Source organism: Streptomyces sp. NPDC098781 (genome assembly GCF_044759995.1).
Classification (GTDB): domain Bacteria; phylum Actinomycetota; class Actinomycetes; order Streptomycetales; family Streptomycetaceae; genus Streptomyces.
Map to the genome: position 1 here is coordinate 635,611 of NZ_JBIWAK010000005.1, position 18,747 is coordinate 654,357.

An 18,747-nucleotide genomic window follows, 5' to 3' on the forward strand; every position below is an offset into this window, starting at 1 on the left:
GCGCGCCGTGCGCCGGGTGCCCTCGATGGCCGTGATCAGTCGTCGGCCGTGATCAGTCCTCGCTGGGCGCCGCCGGGAGCTTCGCCTGGATGAGGTCCATGACGGTGGAGTCCGTCAGGGTCGTCACGTCACCGAGCTGGCGGTTCTCGGCGACGTCCCGCAGCAGCCGGCGCATGATCTTGCCGGAACGGGTCTTCGGCAGCTCGGCCACCGGCAGGACCCGCTTCGGCTTGGCGATCGGGCCGAGGGTGGCGCCGACGTGGTTGCGCAGGTCGGCGATGAGGTTCTCGTCCTCGGCGTTCGCCGTACCGCGCAGGATCACGAAGGCGACGATCGCCTGCCCGGTCGTCTCGTCGGCGGCGCCTACGACGGCCGCCTCGGCGACGGACGGGTGGGAGACCAGCGCGGACTCGACCTCCGTGGTGGAGATGTTGTGCCCCGACACGAGCATGACGTCGTCGACCCGGCCGAGCAGCCAGATGTCTCCGTCGTCGTCCTTCTTCGCCCCGTCACCGGCGAAGTACTTGCCCTCGAACCGCGACCAGTACGTGTCGAGGAACCGCTGGTCGTCGCCCCAGATGGTGCGCAGCATCGACGGCCACGGCTCGGTCAGCACCAGGTAGCCGCCACCACCGTTGGGCACCTCGTGCGCCTCGTCGTCGACCACGGTCGCGGAGATGCCGGGCAGCGGACGCTGGGCCGAACCGGGCTTGGCCTCGGTCACGCCCGGCAGCGGCGAGATCATCATCGCGCCGGTCTCGGTCTGCCACCAGGTGTCGACGACCGGGGTGCGGTCGCCGCCGATGTGCTTGCGGTACCAGATCCACGCCTCGGGGTTGATCGGCTCACCCACGGAGCCCAGCACCCGCAGGCTGCCGAGGTCGAACTTCGCGGGGATGTCGTCGCCCCACTTCATGAACGTACGGATCGCGGTCGGCGCCGTGTACAGGATGGTCACCCCGTACTTCTGCACGATCTCCCAGAACCGGCCCTGGTGCGGGGTGTCCGGCGTGCCCTCGTACATCACCTGCGTGGCGCCGTTCGCCAGCGGCCCGTACACGATGTACGAGTGGCCGGTGACCCAGCCGACGTCGGCGGTGCACCAGTAGACGTCGGTCTCCGGCTTGAGGTCGAAGACGGCGTGGTGGGTGTACGCGGTCTGCGTGAGGTAGCCGCCGGAGGTGTGCAGGATGCCCTTCGGCTTCCCGGTCGTACCGGACGTGTACAGGATGAACAGCGGGTGCTCGGCGTCGAAGGCCTCGGCGGTGTGCTCGGCGGACTGCCGCTCGACGATCTCGTGCCACCAGACGTCACGGCCCTCGGACCAGGCGACGTCCTGGCCGGTACGGCGCACGACGAGCACGTGCTCCACGTTGTCGACCTTGGAGATCGCCTCGTCCACGGCCGGCTTGAGCGCGGACGGCTTGCCGCGCCGGTAACCGCCGTCGGAGGTGATGACGACCTTGGCGTCCGCGTCCTGGATACGGGTGGCCAGGGCGTCCGCCGAGAAGCCGCCGAAGACGACGGAGTGGGCGGCGCCGATCCGGGCGCAGGCCAGCATCGCGACCGCGGTCTCCGGGATCATCGGCATATAGACGGCGACCCGGTCGCCCTTCTGAACTCCCAGCTCCAGCAGGGCGTTGGCGGCCTTGGAGACCTCGTCCTTGAGCTCGGCGTAGGTGATGGCGCGGCTGTCGCCGGGCTCGCCCTCGAAGTGGATGGCGACCCGGTCGCCGCGTCCGGCCTCCACATGCCGGTCCACGCAGTTGTACGCGACGTTGAGCTCGCCGTCCTTGAACCACTTCGCGAACGGCGGGTTCGACCAGTCCAGTGTCTCCGTCGGCTCCTTGGCCCAGGTCAGCCGACGGGCCTGCTCGGCCCAGAAGCCGAGCCTGTCAGCCTTGGCCTGTTCATACGCCTCCGCCGTGACGTTGGCGCTCGCGGCCAGGTCGGCGGGGGGTGCGAACCTGCGCTCTTCCCTCAGCAGGTTGGCCAGGCTTTCGTTGCTCACGACATCTCCCTTTCCCAGGGTGTCCGTTGTGTCCCAGGCCACAGCTCATCAGACCCGGGGGTCCGATGACAAGGGTCGACGGGAAAATTGGTTTAGACCTGTCGGCGCCGGGGTGGAGGGGTCAGGGTGGACGGGCCGAGTGGAGGGGCCGAGCCGTTTGCCGTCACCGGGGTCATCCGTTCCCACGGACGCCGGGGGGACGCGGTTCAGGTCTGTTATCCCTTTCACACTCCGACCGGACACAGGGGGTGCGCGGCCCTGCGGGGGGAGAGAGGTGCGGCTGGGCTTGAACGGGGCCTGCACGGTCGAGCAGGTCAGACGTGGAGCGCGGCCCCGATCGGCACGGGGCCGCGCACTCCTTCCCTCCCCCGTCAGGCCGACAGGTCCGCCACCCCTACGTGGTCGAACACCTCGTCCCCGCGCCCCTCGGCCAGCAGATATGCCTGCGCCTCACCCACGTGGAAGTACATGCCGTGCAGCTCCAGGGCCCCTGCCCGCAGGGCTCTGGCCACGGACTCATGGGCACGCAGATGCTCCAACTGCTGGACCACGTTCGTCAGACAGAGCTGCTCGACCACGTCGGCCGGTGCGCGCCCGGCGAGTCTGGCCCACGGCCGGCTCTCGTCGTAGATCCGCTCCAGGCTCGGCCGACCGTGCCGCAGCCAGCGCCTCAGCGGGGTCTGCGGGCCATCGGCATCGGAGGTGAGCAGCGCCTGCATGGCCCCGCACCCGGAGTGCCCGCACACCGTGATGGACCGCACCTGGAGCACGTCCACCGCGTACTCGATCGCGGCCGCCACGGAGTCGTCCCCGCTCTCCTGACCCGGTAGCGGAACGAGGTTGCCCACGTTGCGCACCACGAACAGGTCACCGGGACCACTGGAGGTGATCATCGACGTGACCAGCCGTGAGTCCGCGCAGGTGAGGAACAGCTGCGAGGGCTGCTGCCCCTCACGCGCCAGCCGCGCCAGCTCTCCCCGCACCAGAGGCGCGGAGTTGCGCTGGAACGCGCTGATGCCACGGGCCAGTTGACGCGCGCCCGGCCGGTTGCCGTCGGTGGCTCCGCCGGTGCCTACGTCTGTGGCTGTGCCGGTAGCTACGTCTGTGGCTCGGCCTGCGTCAGCGTTCCTTTCCGTACCTCTCTCGTCTGCGTCGGCTGCGACTTCATCTGGGCGGACGGGCTCGGGGGTGTGGCCCGGCTCGGCGCGGTGGCCGGGCTCAGTGGTGCTGTCGGCTTCTCCGGGCCTGTTGCCCCTGGTCCCGTCGTCCCCTCCGGGCCTGCCGTCACCCCTGGTGCTGTCGATCGCCTCGGCCTGGCCGACGGCGTCGAGGTCGCCGGTCTCGTCATCGGTGCCGGTGCCGGTGCCGGTGCCGGTGCCAGCGCCGGTGTGGGGCGGCCTGGCCGTGCCGGACCGGTCGGTGTCGTCCGTTCGCGGCGGCTGAGCTTCCCCGGGCTGTCCCTCGCGGTGCGGAACGGTCTCCGGGATCTCGCACTGGTGGTTGCGCCAGGGCGTCCACGGGTGGCAACGGCAGTCGGCCGACTCCTCCGCTGCCATCCCGATGTCGGCCAGGAGACCGGCGGGTCCCGTCGGCTCACCGATCCGGACCCCGGCCCTGCGGCCGACCAGTTCGACGGTGCCGCCGTGCGCGGTGTGTGTGTTCTGCCAGTCCTGGAGTGACTCGTACGCCGCGTGGTCCATGAACGACCCGTCCAACTCCACGACGGCGTGGGCGCCTTGGGGTACGAGATGCAGGGCCCGGCTGAGCCGAGGCACCGCGAGGAACGTCAACTGGCCTCGCACATGGACGTGATGGACTCCTTCCTGCGTGTCGTGGGTGATACGGGTGCGGGTGAGGCGGTGCAGGGCGACTCCGACGGCCATGGCGATTCCCAGCGCCACGCCTTCGAGGACGCCGAGGAAGACCACGCCGAGGGTGGTGACGGCGTAGACCAGCACTTCTCGGTGGCGGGTCACCGTGCGGATGTGGTGCAGGGACACCATCTGGATGCCGACGGCCATCACCAGGGCGGCGAGCGAGGCGAGCGGGATGAGCTCCAGGAGCGGGACCATCAGCAGCGCGGCGATCACTACGAGAACGCCGTGCAACATCGTGGAGTTCCGGCTGACGGCACCGGCTTGCACATTCGCCGAACTGCGCACGGCGACGCCCGCGATGGGCAGCCCGCCGAGGGCGCCGGAGACGACGTTGGCGGCGCCCTGGCCGAGCAGCTCACGGTCCAGGTCGGCGCGTCCGACGCGGGCGGACTGCGCCGGTCGGCCGGCGACCAGCTTGTCCACGGCGACCGCGCCCAGCAGCGACTGCACGCTGCACACCAGCGTGATGGTGAGCACGGCGGCGACCAGGCCGAGGACCGGGCCGTCGGGAAGGGCGGCCAGCGCGTGGCTGCTCCAGGACGGCAGGTCGACCTTGGGCAGACTGAGCCCGGCGAGGGAGGCGGTCGTCGTGGCGACCGCGACGGCGACCAGCGGGGTCGGCACCTTGCGCAGCATCCGGCCGACCCGGCCCGGGAGCCGGGGCCAGACCACCAGCAGGGCGAGGGTCAGCACGCTGACCGCCAGGGCGGCCGGACGCACACCGGCCAGCTGGGCGGGCAACTGGCGCAGATTGTCGAGGACCGAGCTGTGCGGGATGCCGCCGAGGACGATGTGGAGCTGGGCCACGGCGATGGTGACACCGATGCCGGCGAGCATGCCGTGCACGATGGCGGGGCTGACGGCGAGCGCGGTGCGTGCCACGCGCAGGAGGCCGAGGCCGAGTTGGGCGAGGCCCGCGAGGACGGTGATGGCGCAGGTCGTACGCCATCCGTATCGCTGGATGAGCTCGGCGGTGACGACGGTGAGTCCGGCGGCGGGGCCGCTGACCTGGAGCGGAGCACCGCCGAGCCGTCCGGCGACGATTCCTCCGACGGCGGCGGCGACGAGGCCGGCCTGGAGGGGGGCGCCGGTGGCGAGGGCGATGCCCAGGGACAAGGGGAGGGCGATCAGGAAGACCGCGATCGAGGCCGACACGTCGGCTCCCGCAACGCGCGGGAGGCGGGGTCGGGTCGGCGGTGGGCTGTGGGGTTCGTGGATGCGCTTTTCTCGATGTGGTTCATCGGCGCGGGTCGGAACGCAGGCTGACATGTTTCCCGTCTCCTCCGGGGCAGCGCGGTCGCGGAACTGGTGGTCCCCTCGCTCATGGGCGAGGGGTCGGGTCGCGGCCGTGTGGTCACGGCGTGCAGTGGCGGGATGCAACTGTCGGAATGCAACTGTCGGTAAACGGATCGTAATCCAGAGTAAAGGGAGGGAATAGTTTTTCCGAGCAAATGGACTAATAAATACCCCTGAAGAGTGAAGTGGTTTATTAGTCGGCTTGTCGTATTAATTCCTTCTCTGTCCCGTGCGACCTTTGCGGCGCTGTCGGCACCCGAGAGAAGGAAGAAGGTGGACCGAACATGGCTGCCACCCGCAGGTTCGCCGCCCCCCGCCCCATCGCCGCGACGCACAGGATCGCCGCGGGCACCGCTGTCGCCGCGGTCTGCGCCGCATCGCTCGCCGGATGCGCGAGCGGCCACGACACGACCCGGCATGCGGCGCCCGGACCGCACAAGGCGAAGCCCGCCGCGCCCGCGCCCGGGAACGTGGTCCGCCTGATCGGCGACGGGTCCACCGCCTACACCGGCGCGCAGCCGCGTCTGCCGAGGCCGGAGCGGCTGAAGCCCGGTCAGAAGCCCCCGCAGTTCGTGGTGTTCTCCTGGGACGGCGCAGGCGAGGACAGCCAGAAGCTGTTCTCCCATTTCCGCGCGGTGGCCAAGGCGAACAACGCGACGATGACGTACTTCCTCAGCGGGGTCTACATGCTGCCGGACCACAAGCGCGACCTGTATCGCCCGCCGCAGCACTCTCCGGGCCGCTCCGACATCGGCTTCAACGACGAGGAGGGCATCGCCGACACCGTGAAGCAGTTGCGCCACGCGTGGTTGGAGGGCAACGAGATCGGCACCCACTTCAACGGCCACTTCTGCGGCAGCGGCGGTGGGGTCGGCGAATGGTCGGTGGAGGAGTGGAAGGACGAGATCGTCCAGGCGAAACGATTCGTCAAGTCCTGGAAGACCACCACCGGCATGGCGAAGGCGGCCCCCCTGCCCTTCGACTACGACAAGGAGCTCATCGGCGCCCGGACACCGTGTCTGGAGGGCCGGAAGAACTTCGTCAAGGCAGCCCGTGAGCTGGGCTTCCGCTATGACTCCAGCGGAGTCAACAACCAGCTCTGGCCCAGGAAGCAGGAGGGCCTGTGGGACCTGTCGATGCAGTTGGTGCCGTTCCCCGGGCACTCCTACGAGCAGCTCACCATGGACTACAACTTCATGGTCAACCAGTCCGGCACCGACACCCAGGGTGACCCCGACAAGCACAAGTTCTGGGGTGACCAGATGCGGGACGGCCTGCTCATGGGCTTCCGCCGGGCCTACGAAGGCAATCGCGCGCCCCTGATCATCGGCAACCACTTCGAGTCCTGGAACGGCGGCACCTATATGCGCGCCGTCGAGGAGGTCGTCGAGGCGGTCTGCAACAAACCCGATGTGCGCTGCGTGTCGTTCCGGCAGCTCGCCGACTGGCTGGACGCCCAGGACCCGGCGACCTTGAAGAAGCTGCGCACGCTGGACGTCGGCGAGGCCCCGAAGGAGGGCTGGGCGACCTTCCTGTCCGGGCGTCCGGCCCCGGCTCCGAAGGGGGTGCCCGGGGCGCCGGCGGTCAAGCCGTAGCGGTCAGAGGGGACTCGCCACGGGGGAGTGCCCAGCAAGCGGGGCGGTGGCCATGCTCTCGCCGAGCACCAACCCGGGGTCGATCTTGGCCACAAGGTCGGCCCCGGTGCGCTCGTTCGCCCAGGTGCGGGCGTTCTTCAGGTGGGAGTGCGCCATCTGGCGGGTGTAGCGCTCCCAGTCCCGCGGTTCGTACGTCGCGTCCGCGGCCGTGCGCAGCCGGCGCAGGGCGAGGTGGTTGCCGTCCTCCAGGAGCTCGAACCGGGGCGGACGGCCCTTCTCCATGGAGCGCACCCAGTCCGACGAACGGTAATCGTGCGATAGCTGTATGTGGCAGGGGTGCGTGAAGAAGGCCACTCGATCGTGGGGTGCGGGGCCGGGGTGCGTAATGTCGTACTCATGAGTACGACAGGTGCGACCGCCGATCCGCTCGCGGCCCTCGGTTCGCTGCCCGGGGTGCCCGAGTCCGTGGAGTCCGTGCGCAAGGCGGTGGACCGGGTCTACGGGCATCGGATCATGCGGCGCCGCAGCAACGAGATCACCGCCGAGGCGGCCCTGCGTGGCGCCCGCGGTTCCGCCGCGCTGTCCGGCGCGGACTGGGCGCTCGAAGAGGTGCGCCGGCGTACCGACTTCAGTGGTGACGACGAGGCCCGCACCATCGGTGCGGCACTGCGGTTGACGGCCGAGGCAGGCCAACTGCTGTCCATCTGGCGTCAGTCGCCGCTGCGCGTCCTGGCCCGGCTGCACCTGGTGGCCGCGGCGAGCAAGGACGACGAGGTCGGGCGCCCGCGCCAGGAGGGCGAGCCGGTCGACGAACCGCTGGTCGAGCTGCCGCTGCCGAGTGCCGCGGAGGTGCACGGCCGGCTGGAGGGGCTGTCCGAGCTGATCATCGCCGGCGGTTCGGCTCCGGCCCTGGTGACGGCCGCCGTGGTGCACGGCGAGCTTCTCGCGCTGCGCCCCTTCGCGTCCCACAACGGCTTGGTCGCCCGCACAGCCGAGCGCATCGTCCTGGTGGGCAGCGGCCTCGACCCGAAGTCCGTCTGCCCGGCCGAGGTGGGCCACGCCGAACTCGGTCGCGCGGCCTATGTGGCGGCACTCGAGGGCTATGTCTCCGGCACCCCCCAAGGGGTGGCCGCGTGGATCGCCCACTGCGGAAGGGCGATCGAGCTCGGGGCGCGCGAGTCGACGGCGGTGTGCGAGGCGTTGCAGCGCGGGGCGGCTTAGCGCGGGGCGCCTGAGCGGCGGGGCGGGCGCGAGGTGCGCGGTACGTGCGCGAAGGCGCTCACAAGGGTTGCGGCGGTACGAGAATTCGTACCGCCGCTGGCATGTTCACCGGGTTACCAAGCGTCCTCGATATGTTGCCCATCAGGTCGGGAACTTTGCCCGTCACCTGGTGCGGCTGGCCCGTAATCGACGGGTCGACGTCGCGTGGGTGCCCGGTGTTCATGCTCGGTCCGTGGGGCCGAATGCGTATTGAAGGTGATCCTCTCGGATGTCCTTGGTCTCGCGGGCCGTTGAGTCCTTTGTACTCCAGGTCACAACCAAGCGGAAGCCCTGGCCTCAGTTCTTTACTTTTGCCCTCAAATCACTTCAAACGGGCATCGATTTGTCGAGCGTGGCCTACGGAAAGCCGGAGCGCAGGTCAGACGGGCGCCGTACGGCGTCGGTTCGCGTACCAGACCAGGCCGGCCGTGGCCGCCGCGGCTCCTATGGCGGCCGCCGCGACCAGGGCGGGGCGCGGCGGTACCGAGAAGGAGGGAATGCGCTGCTTGAGCCGGACCGGGCGATGGAAGTCGAGAATCGGCCACCCGCGCGCGATGGCCTCACGGCGCAGAGCGCGATCCGGGTTCACCGCGTGCGGCTGTCCGACCGTCTCCAGCATCGGCAGATCGGTCGCCGAGTCGCTGTAGGCGTAGCAGCGATCGAGGTCGTAGCCCTCCGACTCGGCCAGTTCCCTGATCGCCTCCGCCTTCGTGGGGCCGTAGGCGTAGTACTCCACCTCTCCGGTGAAGCAGCCGTCGTCGCCCACGACCATGCGCGTGGCCACCACGCGGTCGGCGCCGAGCAGCTCGCCGATCGGTTCGACCACCTCGGCGCCCGACGTGGACACGATCACCACGTCACGGCCCTCGGTGTGGTGCTCCTCGATCAGGGAGGCGGCCTCGTCGTAGATGATCGGGTCGATCAGGTCGTGCAGCGTCTCGGCGACGATCTCCTTGACCTGCTGGACGTTCCAGCCGCGGACGAGCGCGGAGAGGTACTTCCGCGTCCGCTCCATCTGGTCATGGTCCATACCGCCCAAGCGGAAGACGAACTGGGCATATGCGGTACGCAGGGCGGCTCTGCGGTTGATCAGGCCACCTTGGTAGAACGACTTGCTGAAGGTGAGCGTGCTCGACTTCGCAATGACCGTCTTGTCCAGGTCAAAGAAGGCCGCTGTGCGGGGCAAGGAGTGGTTTTCCACGACCCTGAGCATAGGCGCAGCCCATTCGGCGTAAGGTGGGCGCGTGGGTTTGCCTGAGAGGGCTCTCGGGTACACCATGGAAGTCACGGATCGTTCGCGACCGTGCTAACCCGGTCCGACTCCTCCCCCCCCGAGTCGGCCGTGGAGACGACCCCCGCTCTCCCCCCCGGCGGGGGTCGTCGCATGTCCGGGTGCGTTTTCCCCTTCTGACTACGGCCGTCGGGCCGGTGCGAGGCCGCTGCGGCGGCCTGTTCGGCATGCCCGTGATCCGTGACCGTGTGTAGTCGTCGTGCTGCTCTGCGGAAGTCGCACAGGGGTCGGTGCAGGGGTCACCGGTTTGGGTGACGGCGATATTCACAACCGCCGAGTTGTCCACAGTTATCGACCAAGATCCACACGATTTCCGGGATCGCTGCACCGTGATTCCAACGCGTCCCGCTCGGACCGACTTCATGGCCGGTTCTGGTTAGTCGGGCGCGTTTGGCCGGTTCGTATCGGCCGTTCATATGGAGGCCGGTTGCCGGTTCTTCACACGTATGGGAATCGCGGGGCCGCGGGGCCGCGCGAGTGATGCAGCGAAGGGGGACAAAAACCGTGACCGCAGCCGTCACACACGATCCGCCGCACGCCGCCTCCGGGCGGCCGGGCAAGCCGTTGATCGTCACGGAGGACGCCGAACTGCTCGACGACCTGCTGCGCCTGTGCGCCGCGGCGGGCGCCACACCGGAGGTCCACCACGGGGTGCCCGAACCCAGAGGCAGTTGGGAGGCCGCGCCACTCGTCCTGGTCGGCGACGACGCCTCCCGCCGGGTGCGCGGGGCCGGACGCCGGCGTGGAGTGGTGCTCGTCGGACGGGACCAGGACGACGCCGGGGTCTGGCGCCGCGCCGTCGAGATCGGCGCAGACCACGTCCTGATGCTGCCCGACGGCGAGCAATGGCTGGTCGACCGCATCGCCGACGTGGCCGAGGGCGTCGGCCGGCCCGCCCTCACCGTTGGCGTCATCGGGGGCCGTGGTGGTGCCGGAGCCTCCACGCTTGCGTGTGCTCTCGCCGTCACCGCCGCGCGGGAAGGGCTGCGCACGCTGCTCGTCGACGCCGATCCGCTGGGCGGCGGCCTCGACGTCGTGCTCGGCGGCGAGGCGGCCGAAGGGCTGCGCTGGCCCTCGTTCGCCGGCTCGCGGGGGCGTCTGGGCAGCGGCGCGCTGGAGGAGTCGCTGCCGAAGCTGCACTCCCTGCGGGTCCTCAGCTGGGATCGCGGCGAATGTGTCTCGGTTCCGCCGCAGGCGATGCGCGCGGTGCTCGCCGCGGCCCGGCGCCGCGGCGGCGCGGTCGTCGTCGACCTGCCCCGCCGCATCGACGACGGGGTCGCGGAAGCCCTCGCCCAACTCGACGTCGGGATCGTCGTCGTCCCCGCCGAACTGCGTGCCGTCGCCGCGGCCCGCCAGGTGGCCTCGGCGGTCCGGCTGGTCCTGCGCGACCTACGGGTGGCCGTGCGCGGTCCGTACGCCCCCGGGCTCGACGACCGAGAGGTGGCCCGGCTGCTGGAACTGCCGCTGGTGGGCGAGGTGCCGGTCGAGTCGGCACTGCTGCGGCCGCACGACAGCAAGGAACCACCGGGCATGGCGGGGCGGGGGCCGTTGGCCCGGTTCTGCCGGGAGTTCTGGGAGCGGGCGTTGCTGGAGGCGAGGGCGGGATGAGTACGGGGTCCGGGCTTGATCGGGTGCGGGATGGCGAGGGTGGTTCGGTGCGGGATGGCGAGGGCGGTTCGGTGCGGGTGCGGGATGGCGACGGCGGTTCAGTGCGGGTGCGGGATGACGACGGCGGCTCGGTGCGGGGGGTGGCTGAGCGGGGGAGGTTGAACGGGGCCGTGCCCGGTGGGGCGACGGCTGTTGGGACGCCGGTCGGCGGAGTGCGGCGGGGTGCGGTGCGCAGGGGGACGCCTCGGTGGGCGTCGGATGGTGGGCCGGCAGCGGGTTCTTGTGCGGCCCACGGGACCTTGGCAGGCAGCGCGCGTGCGGATGCGCCCCCTGACGGTGCGCCGGACGGCGGTGTGCGGACGGGTGCGTTGCGGTGGGCTTCGTGTGACGGCGTACGTACGTCCGGGCCGCGATGGGTGTCCGGCGGCGGGGCGATCGCGGGCGGGCCGCGACCGGCGTCCGGAGGCTCGGGTGGCCCCGTCTCCGGACTGTCGCAGGCCGCGGGGAGTACGGCCGTGGCTCGCCGGGAGCTGGATGAGGAGCGGCGGGAGTCGGCCAACCTGCGGCGGGAGTCGGCAGCGCGGACCGGTCCGCCGGGTGTGCGGTGGGCGTCGGGCGGGACGGCGGCCGGAGCGAGCATGCCGTCGGAACTGCTCGACGGAGTGCGGCAGTGGCTGGCCGAGAGCGGCGGTGAGCCGACACCCGCGCGCGTGGCTCAGGCGCTGCGGGAGCAGGGCAGGGTGCTCGGAGACGCCGAAGTCCTCGGAGCGGCCGAGCAGTTGCGCTCCGAACTGGTCGGCAGCGGCCCGCTGGAGCCGCTGCTCGCCGATCCGTCGGTGACCGACGTGCTGGTGTCCGCCCCGGACCGCGTCTGGGTGGACCGGGGCGGCGGCCTGGAGCTGACGTCCGTGTCCTTCCCGGACGCCGCGGCCGTACGACGCCTCGCACAGCGCCTCGCGGCGGTGGCCGGACGACGACTGGATGACGCACGGCCCTGGGTGGACGCCCGGCTGCCCGACGGAACCCGGCTGCACGCGGTGCTGCCACCGGTCGCCGTCGGCTGCGCGTGCCTGTCGCTGCGAGTGGTACGGCCGAGGGCGTTCACGCTCGACGAACTGGTCGCGGCGGGCACGGTACCGCCGGGCGGGGATCGCGTGCTGCGGGCCCTGGTCGACGCGCGGCTGTCCTTCCTCATCAGTGGCGGCACCGGCAGCGGCAAGACCACGCTGCTGAGTGCGTTGCTCGGCCTGGCAGGGCCGGGCGAGCGGATCGTGCTCGCCGAGGACTCCGCGGAGCTCAGGCCGGACCATCCGCACGTCGTACGGCTGGAGAGCAGGCCCGCCAACCAGGAGGGCGCCGGCCTGGTCAGCCTCGAGGACCTGGTACGGCAGGCGCTGCGGATGCGGCCGGACCGGCTCGTCGTGGGCGAGGTGCGCGGACCTGAAGTGGTGCATCTGCTGGCCGCGTTGAACACCGGCCACGAGGGCGGGTGCGGGACCGTCCACGCGAACGCCGCGGGCGATGTTCCGGCTCGTCTGGAGGCACTCGGCACGGCGGCAGGGCTCGACCGGGCGGCGCTGCACAGCCAGTTGGCGGCCGCGTTGTCGGTCGTACTCCATCTCGCCCGCGATCGGAGCGGGCGTCGGCGGATCGCCGAGGTGCATGTGCTGGAGCGGGATCCGTCGGGGTTGGTGCGGACGGTGCCGGCGCTGCGGTGGGGCGCGGAGGCGTTTGTGCGCGAGCGGGGGTGGGGGCGGCTGCGGGAGTTGCTTCGGGGTGCGGGCGATGAATGGCGTGGTGGTCACGGGGCCGCAAGTGCTGTGGAGGGACTCGGTGGTCGTGACGGGTTGGGCGGTCGTGAGGGATCCGGTCGTCGTGACGGGCTGGGCGGTCGTGGGGGATCCGCTGGTCGTGACGGGCTGGCCGGTCGTGAGGGATCCGCTGGTCGTAGCGGACTGGGTCGTGAGGAATCCGCTGGTCGTGACGGGCTCCGGGAACGAGAAGGCTTCCGCGAATGTGACGGGTTCGGTGATTTGAGTGGGTGAGATGTCGGCGGGCGCCGCCGTGCTGTGCCTCGGTGTGGCGGCGTGGCTGCTGGGCGGGCAGAACTCCGGGGCCCGGCGGGCGCAGCTGCTGCTCGCTGGAGGTGGGGCAGTGGGTGCTGGGCCGCCGGACTGGCGGCGGTGGGCAGGGGAGTTGCGGCGGTTACGGGGGCGGATGCGGGCCGAGTGGTGGGCGCCCGTCGTCGGGCTGGTGCTGGCCGTGCTGGGGTCTTCGGTGCTGCCTGTCGTCGCGGGGGCGGCCGGCGTGCCGTTGCTGCGGCGGGTACGGCTGGCCCGAGAGGCACGGCGGGCCCGTGAGCGGCACGGGGACGCGGTGATCGGGCTGTGCGCGGGGCTCGCCGGGGAGGTGCGGGCCGGGCGGCAGCCGGGTGAGGCGTTGCTGCGGGCGGCACGGGACTCCGGCGGGCTCGGTGAGGCGCAGTCCGCGGTGCTGGCGGCGGCGAGGTTCGGCGGGGATGTGCCGGGCGCGCTCACCTCGGCGGCACGGCAGCCGGGCGCGGAGGGTCTGTCGGGCCTGGCGGCGTGCTGGCGGGTGGCCGTGGATCAGGGCGCCGGGTTGGCGGCCGGCCTTGACCGGCTGGAAGGGGCGCTGCGGGCTGAGCGGGACCAACGCGCTGACCTGCGTGCTCAGTTGGCGGGCGCCCGGTCCACGGTGGCGATGCTCGCCGGGTTGCCGGTCCTCGGACTGTTGCTCGGTGCCGCCATGGGGGCCGATCCACTGCATGTGCTGCTGCACACCGGGGCGGGCATCGGCTGCCTGGTCGTCGGCGGGGTGCTGGAGGGGGTGGGGATGTGGTGGGCGACACGGATCGTGCGGGGCGCGGAGGCGGTGTGAGGACTCGGGTCGGGCGAGCGGGCGAGAGGGAGGTCGCGGCGTGAGTGCGGAGGTTGTCCACAGGTTGGGGACGGCGATGGGGGTGGCGCTCGTCGTCGGGTGGCTGCTGCGGTGGTGGACGGAGGTTCGGCACGAACGGAAGGTCCGGCGGCGGCTGGCAGGGCTGGTGTCGGGCTCGGGCATGGTGCCGGCGGGCAGACGGTTCGACGTCCCGCAGGGCCTCCGGCAAGGACTGCCCGTGTTGGCGGTCGGGAGCGCCGCTTGGGCGCTGGTCGGCGGTGCGGCCGGACCAGTGGTGGGGTTGGTCGTCGCGGCCGGGCTGTGGGCGTGGCGGCGCCGTCGAAGAGCTGTCGGGGCCGGTGCGGAAGAGGTCGACGCCGGTGAGGTGGCCCGTCGGCTTCCGCTCGCCGCCGATCTGTTGGCGGCCTGTATCGCGGCGGGAGCCGGTCCTGTGATCGCGGCGCAGGCGGTGGGCGAGGCGCTGGGCGGTCCCGTCGGGGACGGGCTGGCGCGAGGCGCTGCGGAGGTGCGGCTCGGCGGTGATCCGGGCGAGGCGTGGCAGCGGCTGGCCTCGATGCCGGGGGCCGGGGCACTGGCGCGGTTGCTGGAACGGGCCGGTGTGACCGGACTTCCGGCGGCGGCACCGGTCGCGAGGCTCGCCGTGGAGGCCCGGGCCGAGTGGACGCGCACCGCCACGGAGCGCGCCAGACGGGCGGCCGTCATGGTCACGGTGCCGGTGGGGCTGTGCTTCCTGCCCGCGTTCATCGCGGTCGGGGTGGCGCCCGTGGTGATCGGGCTCGCCGGTGGGGTGTTGGGCGGGGGTGGTGGATGACGGGGGCGGACGACGGGTGCGGACGACGGGTGCCGGCGCAGGTCGGCGGACGGGAGTGCGGAAGTGGGCGACGGACGGTAGGCAACCGGGGCCTTGGCCCCGGGCTGTCGCGAGGCCTTCAGAAACAGACATTCAGCAACGGATTCAACGCAACGGAACCTCACGGGGGTCGATATGTACAACGCGGTACGGGCGCGGATGCGCAGGCAGTGGCGGAGGGTACGAGCGGCGCGAAGGGACGCGGGGATGGTCACGTCCGAGTACGCGATGGGGATCGTCGCGGCGGTGGCGTTCGCCGTGGTGCTCTACAAGGTCGTGACGAGCGGGGAGGTCAGCGCGGAGTTGCAGGCCATCGTGAAACGAGCGCTCGATGCGCCGATGTGAGCGGGAGGAGGCACGTGCGCCGGGCCGCGAACCGGCCTGGCGCTCGGACCGGGGCTTCGTGACGGCCGAGTCGGCTGTGGTCCTGCCGGTGTTGGTCATGTTCGCGATGGCGCTGGTGTGGGGGCTCCTCATGATGGCGGCGCAGATCCAGTGCCTGGACGCGGCCAGGACCGGCGCTCGCGCGGCAGCTCGGCAGGATCCGGCGGAGGCGGTCATCGAGCTGGCCCGTGAGGCCGCACCGCGCGGCGCGGCGATCACGGTCGGCCGTGAAGGGGACGAGGTCCGCGTGGTCGTCGTGGCCAAGCCGCCCGTGCTGAGCGGGCTCCCCTTCGAGGTACGGGAGGAAGCCGTGGCGTCGGCCGAGGCGACACTGGGGGCGGGGACATGAGCGGCGGTCGCGCAGCCGGCCGCGGTCCAGGTGCCGAATGCCGGTGGTGGCGGGACGCAACTGGCCGTCGGCGCAAAGAACGTGGGCCCGCCGTCGCCCTTCGACCCGCCTGCGGTTCCGATCGCGGTTCCGCCAGCGTATGGAGCCTGGGTGCCATCACCGTGCTGTGCCTGGTCTTCGGCGTCGTACTCGCCTTGGGTCATGCCGTGGTGACCCGGCACCGGGCCGCCGGCGGCGCGGATCTCGCGGCGCTGGCGGCGGCCGACCACTGGGAGGCGGGCGGTACGGCGGCCTGTGCGCGGGCGGAGCGGATCGCGCGGGCGCAGGGAGTGCGGCTCGTGCGATGCGTGATGGTGGGCGAGGTCTCGGACGTGACGGCGGCGTCGGGCCGGGGACCCTTCGAGGCGGAGGTCAGGGCGCGGGCGGGCCCGGCGGGGCCGACGACGCCTTCGGGGACTCCTGGGCAGGCGGACGCTGCGAGGCTTCCTGCGCCGCCGACGGGGTCGCTGCTCGGCCCTTCGGGGGCGAACCGGCCGAGACCGGTCCCGTGACCGCCCGCGCCGCGGAGGTCGGGCTCTCCTGCGCCTCCGGGACGGCCTCCGGCACGGCCTCCGGCACGGCCTCCGGCACGGCCTCGCCAACAGCCTCCCCCTCGCCCCGAACAGTCTCCCCGCCCCGACCTGCGCCCCGGTCAGCCTCCCCGCCCCGACCTGCGCCCCGGTCAGCCTCCCCGCCCAGAACTGCGTCCCCGTCAGCCACCTCCGCCGGAACCACCCCGCTCCCGGACTCCTCCTCCGGCGGCGCCCCCTTCAGCAGCACATCGAGCAACCGCACCGCCCCCCTCTTGTGCAACGGGTCATTTCCGTTGCCGCACTTGGGGGACTGGATGCAGGACGGGCAGCCGGCGTCGCACTCGCAGGAGGCGATGGCCTGGCGGGTGGCGGTGAGCCAGGAACGGGCCGTGTGGAAGGCGCGTTCCGCGAAGCCGGCGCCGCCGGGGTGGCCGTCGTAGACGAAGACCGTGGGCAGGAGCGTGTCGGGGTGGAGCGGGATGGAGACGCCGCCGATGTCCCAGCGGTCGCAGGTCGCGAAGAGGGGGAGCAGGCCGATGGAGGCGTGCTCGGCGGCGTGCAGGGCGCCGCCGAGGATCTCCGGGTTGATCCGGGCCGCGTCCAGCTGGTCCTCGGTGACCGTCCACCACACCGCGCGCGTGCGCAGCGTACGAGGAGGGAGGTCGAGCTTCGTCTCGCCCAGTACCTCGCCGGTGATCAGCCGGCGGCGCAGGAAGGAGACCACCTGGTTGGTGACCTCGACGGAGCCGTAGCACAGGCGGCCGTCGCCCCAGGGGACCTCGATGTCCGTCTCCAGGACGGAGATCGCCGTGGTGTCCCGGGCGACCGTCGAATACGGCGGGGCGGCCTCCTCGACCAGGGCGACCGAGTCGTCCAGGTCGAGGGAGCGCACCACGTAAGTGCGGCCCTGGTGCAGATGCACCGCGCCCTCGTGCACCGTGCCGTGGGCGGCGCCCGCGTCGACCGTGCCGAGCAGGCGTCCCGTACCGGCCTCGACCACCTGGACCGGCCGGCCGCCCTCGCCGCGGATGTCGGTCAGGTCGGCGGCCCGTTCGCGGCGTGTCCAGTGCCAGGCCTTCGTACGGCGGCGCAGCAGCTTCGCGGCCTCCAGTTGCGGCAGCAGCGCCTCGGTCTCGGGACCGAACAGTTCCAGGTCGTCGTCCGTGAGCGGGATCTCGGCCGCCGCCGCGCACAGGTGCGGGGCCAGGACGTACGGATTGTCGGGGTCGAGGACCGTCGATTCCACCGGACGGTCGAACAGGGCCTCGGGATGATGGACGAGATAGGTGTCCAGCGGGTCGTCGCGGGCGACCAGCACGGCCAGCGCCCCCTGCCCGGAGCGGCCGGCCCGGCCCGCCTGCTGCCACAGGGAGGCCCGCGTGCCCGGATATCCGGCGATCAGTACGGCGTCGAGGCCGGAGACGTCGATGCCGAGTTCCAGGGCGGTGGTGGCGGACAGGCCGAGGAGTTCGCCGGAGTGCAGGGCCTGTTCCAGGGCGCGGCGCTCCTCGGGGAGGTAGCCGCCCCGGTAGGCCGCGACACGCCGGGCGAGGGAGCGATCGACCTCGGCGAGGCGTTCCTGGGCGATCACCGAGATCAGCTCGGCGCCGCGCCGGGAGCGTACGAAGGCGACCGAGCGGACGCCCTGCACAGCCAGATCGGTGAGGAGGTCCGCGGTCTCGGCCGTGGCGGTACGGCGGACGGGGGCGCCCTTCTCGCCCTGCATCTCGGTGAGCGGGGGCTCCCACAGGGCGAAGACCAGTTCGCCGCGTGGAGAGGCGTCGTCGGCGACCTCGACCACCGGGAGCCCGGTGAGACGGCGGGCGGCCACTGCGGGCTCGGCGGCCGTCGCGGAGGCCAGCAGGAAGACGGGAGAGGCGCCGTAGCGGGCGCACAGGCGACGCAGACGTCGCAGGACCTGGGCGACATGCGAGCCGAAGACACCGCGGTAGGTGTGGCACTCGTCGATGACGACGTACTTCAGCGCCTTGAGGAAGGAGGACCAGCGGGGGTGGGACGGGAGTATGCCCCGGTGCAGCATGTCGGGGTTGGTCAGGACGTAGTTGGCGTACTGGCGGACCCACTCCCGTTCCTCGAACGGAGTATCGCCGTCGTACACGGCCGGACGTACCGAATTGCCCAGCGGATGTGAAAGTTCCTTCACCGATCGGCACTGGTCCGCCGCAAGTGCCTTGGTCGGAGCCAGGTAGAGGGCGGTGGCGCCACGGCCGTTCGGGGCCTGAGAGCCGTCCAGGAGCGTCGACAGGACCGGTACGAGGTAGGCCAGGGACTTCCCGGAAGCCGTGCCCGTGGCGACGACCACGGAGTCGCCGTCCAGCGCGTGCTCGGCGGCGCGTGCCTGGTGGGCCCAGGGATGTTCGATTCCGGCCGTCTGTACGGCGGCGATGACCTCTGCGCGGATCCGGTCCGGCCAGACGGCATGCCGACCCGCACGCGGGGGCACATGCTCCGTATGAGTGATGCGCGAAGCCCGACTCGGCCCCGAGGCGAGTCGGCCCAGCACCGCGCCCGGGTCCACCTGGGAAACGGGGCCCGTCGGGGATCGATCGGATCGGTGATTCTTGGCCATTGGCACCGAGTGTGTCACTGGCGTGACGGACAATGGGACCAAGGCGTCGTGCACGCCTGCCGGTAAGTGATTGAATGCCATCGCGGCTGGCTAACCGTCCTTGGGGTTGCAAGCCGAGGTGTCCCGAGGGGCGACCGCTCGATAG

12 protein-coding genes and 2 pseudogenes are annotated in these 18,747 nt (G+C 71.7%); 9 read left to right on the plus strand and 5 right to left on the minus strand.

Annotation, left to right across the window (positions count from 1 at the left end):
- Nucleotides 1–52: 52 nt before the first annotated feature.
- Both acs and ACIQWG_RS23775 read right to left on the minus strand, forming a co-directional pair.
- A complete protein-coding gene (gene acs / locus ACIQWG_RS23770; protein WP_404099103.1) occupies nt 53–2,011 on the minus strand; it encodes an acetate--CoA ligase in 1,959 nt (652 codons plus the stop codon).
- 371 nt (nt 2,012–2,382) lie between these two features.
- Nucleotides 2,383–5,157 carry a bifunctional SulP family inorganic anion transporter/carbonic anhydrase gene (locus ACIQWG_RS23775; RefSeq protein ID WP_404099106.1) on the minus strand — a complete coding sequence of 925 codons (2,775 nt, stop codon included), beginning with the start codon at nt 5,155–5,157 and terminating at the stop codon, nt 2,383–2,385.
- Nucleotides 5,158–5,504: 347 nt separating this feature from the next.
- Here ACIQWG_RS23775 and ACIQWG_RS23780 point away from each other — a divergent pair, with 347 nt between their 5' ends.
- A complete protein-coding gene (locus ACIQWG_RS23780) occupies nt 5,505–6,779 on the plus strand; it encodes a hypothetical protein (protein ID WP_404099422.1) in 1,275 nt (424 codons plus the stop codon).
- A gap of 3 nt (nt 6,780–6,782) precedes the next feature.
- Here the strand turns inward: ACIQWG_RS23780 and ACIQWG_RS23785 are convergent.
- Nucleotides 6,783–7,079, minus strand: a pseudogene (locus ACIQWG_RS23785) (ATP-binding protein); the annotation flags it as partial.
- Nucleotides 7,080–7,175: 96 nt separating this feature from the next.
- On the opposite strand from ACIQWG_RS23785, the gene ACIQWG_RS23790 reads away from it, so the two are divergent.
- The gene (locus tag ACIQWG_RS23790; RefSeq protein WP_404099108.1) at nt 7,176–8,000 is read left to right on the plus strand and encodes an oxidoreductase; all 825 of its coding nucleotides are present in this window, start codon (nt 7,176–7,178) and stop codon (nt 7,998–8,000) included.
- 418 nt (nt 8,001–8,418) lie between these two features.
- On the opposite strand, the gene ACIQWG_RS23795 is transcribed toward ACIQWG_RS23790, so the two are convergent.
- Complete coding sequence (locus tag ACIQWG_RS23795) at nt 8,419–9,252, minus strand: HAD family hydrolase (protein WP_404099111.1); 834 nt, start codon at nt 9,250–9,252, stop codon at nt 8,419–8,421.
- A gap of 558 nt (nt 9,253–9,810) precedes the next feature.
- Between ACIQWG_RS23795 and ssd the strand changes: the two genes are divergently transcribed.
- The 7 genes and pseudogenes from ssd to ACIQWG_RS23830 all read left to right on the plus strand — a co-directional run.
- Nucleotides 9,811–10,938 (plus strand): septum site-determining protein Ssd, encoded by a 1,128-nt coding sequence (ssd, locus tag ACIQWG_RS23800; RefSeq protein WP_404099423.1) that lies wholly within the window; start codon nt 9,811–9,813, stop codon nt 10,936–10,938.
- Between the two features lie 638 nt (nt 10,939–11,576).
- On the plus strand, nt 11,577–12,983 hold the full coding sequence (locus tag ACIQWG_RS23805) for a TadA family conjugal transfer-associated ATPase (RefSeq protein WP_404099425.1): 1,407 nt from the start codon (nt 11,577–11,579) through the stop codon (nt 12,981–12,983).
- 1 nt (nt 12,984) lies between these two features.
- Nucleotides 12,985–13,836 carry a type II secretion system F family protein gene (locus ACIQWG_RS23810; RefSeq protein WP_404099428.1) on the plus strand — a complete coding sequence of 284 codons (852 nt, stop codon included), beginning with the start codon at nt 12,985–12,987 and terminating at the stop codon, nt 13,834–13,836.
- A 40-nt stretch (nt 13,837–13,876) separates the two neighbouring features.
- Complete coding sequence (locus ACIQWG_RS23815; protein ID WP_404099114.1) at nt 13,877–14,668, plus strand: type II secretion system F family protein; 792 nt, start codon at nt 13,877–13,879, stop codon at nt 14,666–14,668.
- 174 nt (nt 14,669–14,842) lie between these two features.
- Nucleotides 14,843–15,052 (plus strand): DUF4244 domain-containing protein, encoded by a 210-nt coding sequence (locus ACIQWG_RS23820; protein WP_404099117.1) that lies wholly within the window; start codon nt 14,843–14,845, stop codon nt 15,050–15,052.
- Nucleotides 15,039–15,440, plus strand: coding sequence for a TadE family type IV pilus minor pilin (locus ACIQWG_RS23825; RefSeq protein WP_404099119.1), 402 nt, complete (start codon nt 15,039–15,041; stop codon nt 15,438–15,440). Before ACIQWG_RS23820 ends, ACIQWG_RS23825 begins: the two co-directional genes overlap by 14 nt.
- Nucleotides 15,437–15,902: pseudogene (locus ACIQWG_RS23830) on the plus strand (Rv3654c family TadE-like protein); the annotation flags it as partial. The gene ACIQWG_RS23825 and the pseudogene ACIQWG_RS23830, both read left to right, overlap by 4 nt.
- Here the strand turns inward: ACIQWG_RS23830 and ACIQWG_RS23835 are convergent.
- Nucleotides 15,852–18,683: a DEAD/DEAH box helicase gene (locus tag ACIQWG_RS23835; protein WP_404099122.1), complete on the minus strand. Its 2,832-nt coding sequence runs from the start codon at nt 18,681–18,683 to the stop codon at nt 15,852–15,854. The pseudogene ACIQWG_RS23830 and the gene ACIQWG_RS23835 sit on opposite strands and share 51 nt — an antisense overlap.
- Between the last annotated feature and the right edge of the window lie 64 nt (nt 18,684–18,747).

Bases quoted from the DNA above. Each gene is read 5' to 3' on its own strand.
- ACIQWG_RS23775 (WP_404099106.1), bottom strand. From the start codon at position 5,157: ATGTCAGCCTGCGTTCCGACCCGCGCCGATGAACCACATCGAGAAAAG.
- ACIQWG_RS23790 (WP_404099108.1), top strand. From the start codon at position 7,176: ATGAGTACGACAGGTGCGACCGCCGATCCGCTCGCGGCCCTCGGTTCG.
- ACIQWG_RS23795 (WP_404099111.1), bottom strand. From the start codon at position 9,252: ATGCTCAGGGTCGTGGAAAACCACTCCTTGCCCCGCACAGCGGCCTTC.
- ssd (WP_404099423.1), top strand. From the start codon at position 9,811: ATGCAGCGAAGGGGGACAAAAACCGTGACCGCAGCCGTCACACACGAT.
- ACIQWG_RS23805 (WP_404099425.1), top strand. From the start codon at position 11,577: ATGCCGTCGGAACTGCTCGACGGAGTGCGGCAGTGGCTGGCCGAGAGC.
- ACIQWG_RS23810 (WP_404099428.1), top strand. From the start codon at position 12,985: ATGTCGGCGGGCGCCGCCGTGCTGTGCCTCGGTGTGGCGGCGTGGCTG.
- ACIQWG_RS23820 (WP_404099117.1), top strand. From the start codon at position 14,843: ATGTACAACGCGGTACGGGCGCGGATGCGCAGGCAGTGGCGGAGGGTA.
- ACIQWG_RS23825 (WP_404099119.1), top strand. From the start codon at position 15,039: ATGCGCCGATGTGAGCGGGAGGAGGCACGTGCGCCGGGCCGCGAACCG.
- ACIQWG_RS23835 (WP_404099122.1), bottom strand. From the start codon at position 18,683: ATGGCATTCAATCACTTACCGGCAGGCGTGCACGACGCCTTGGTCCCA.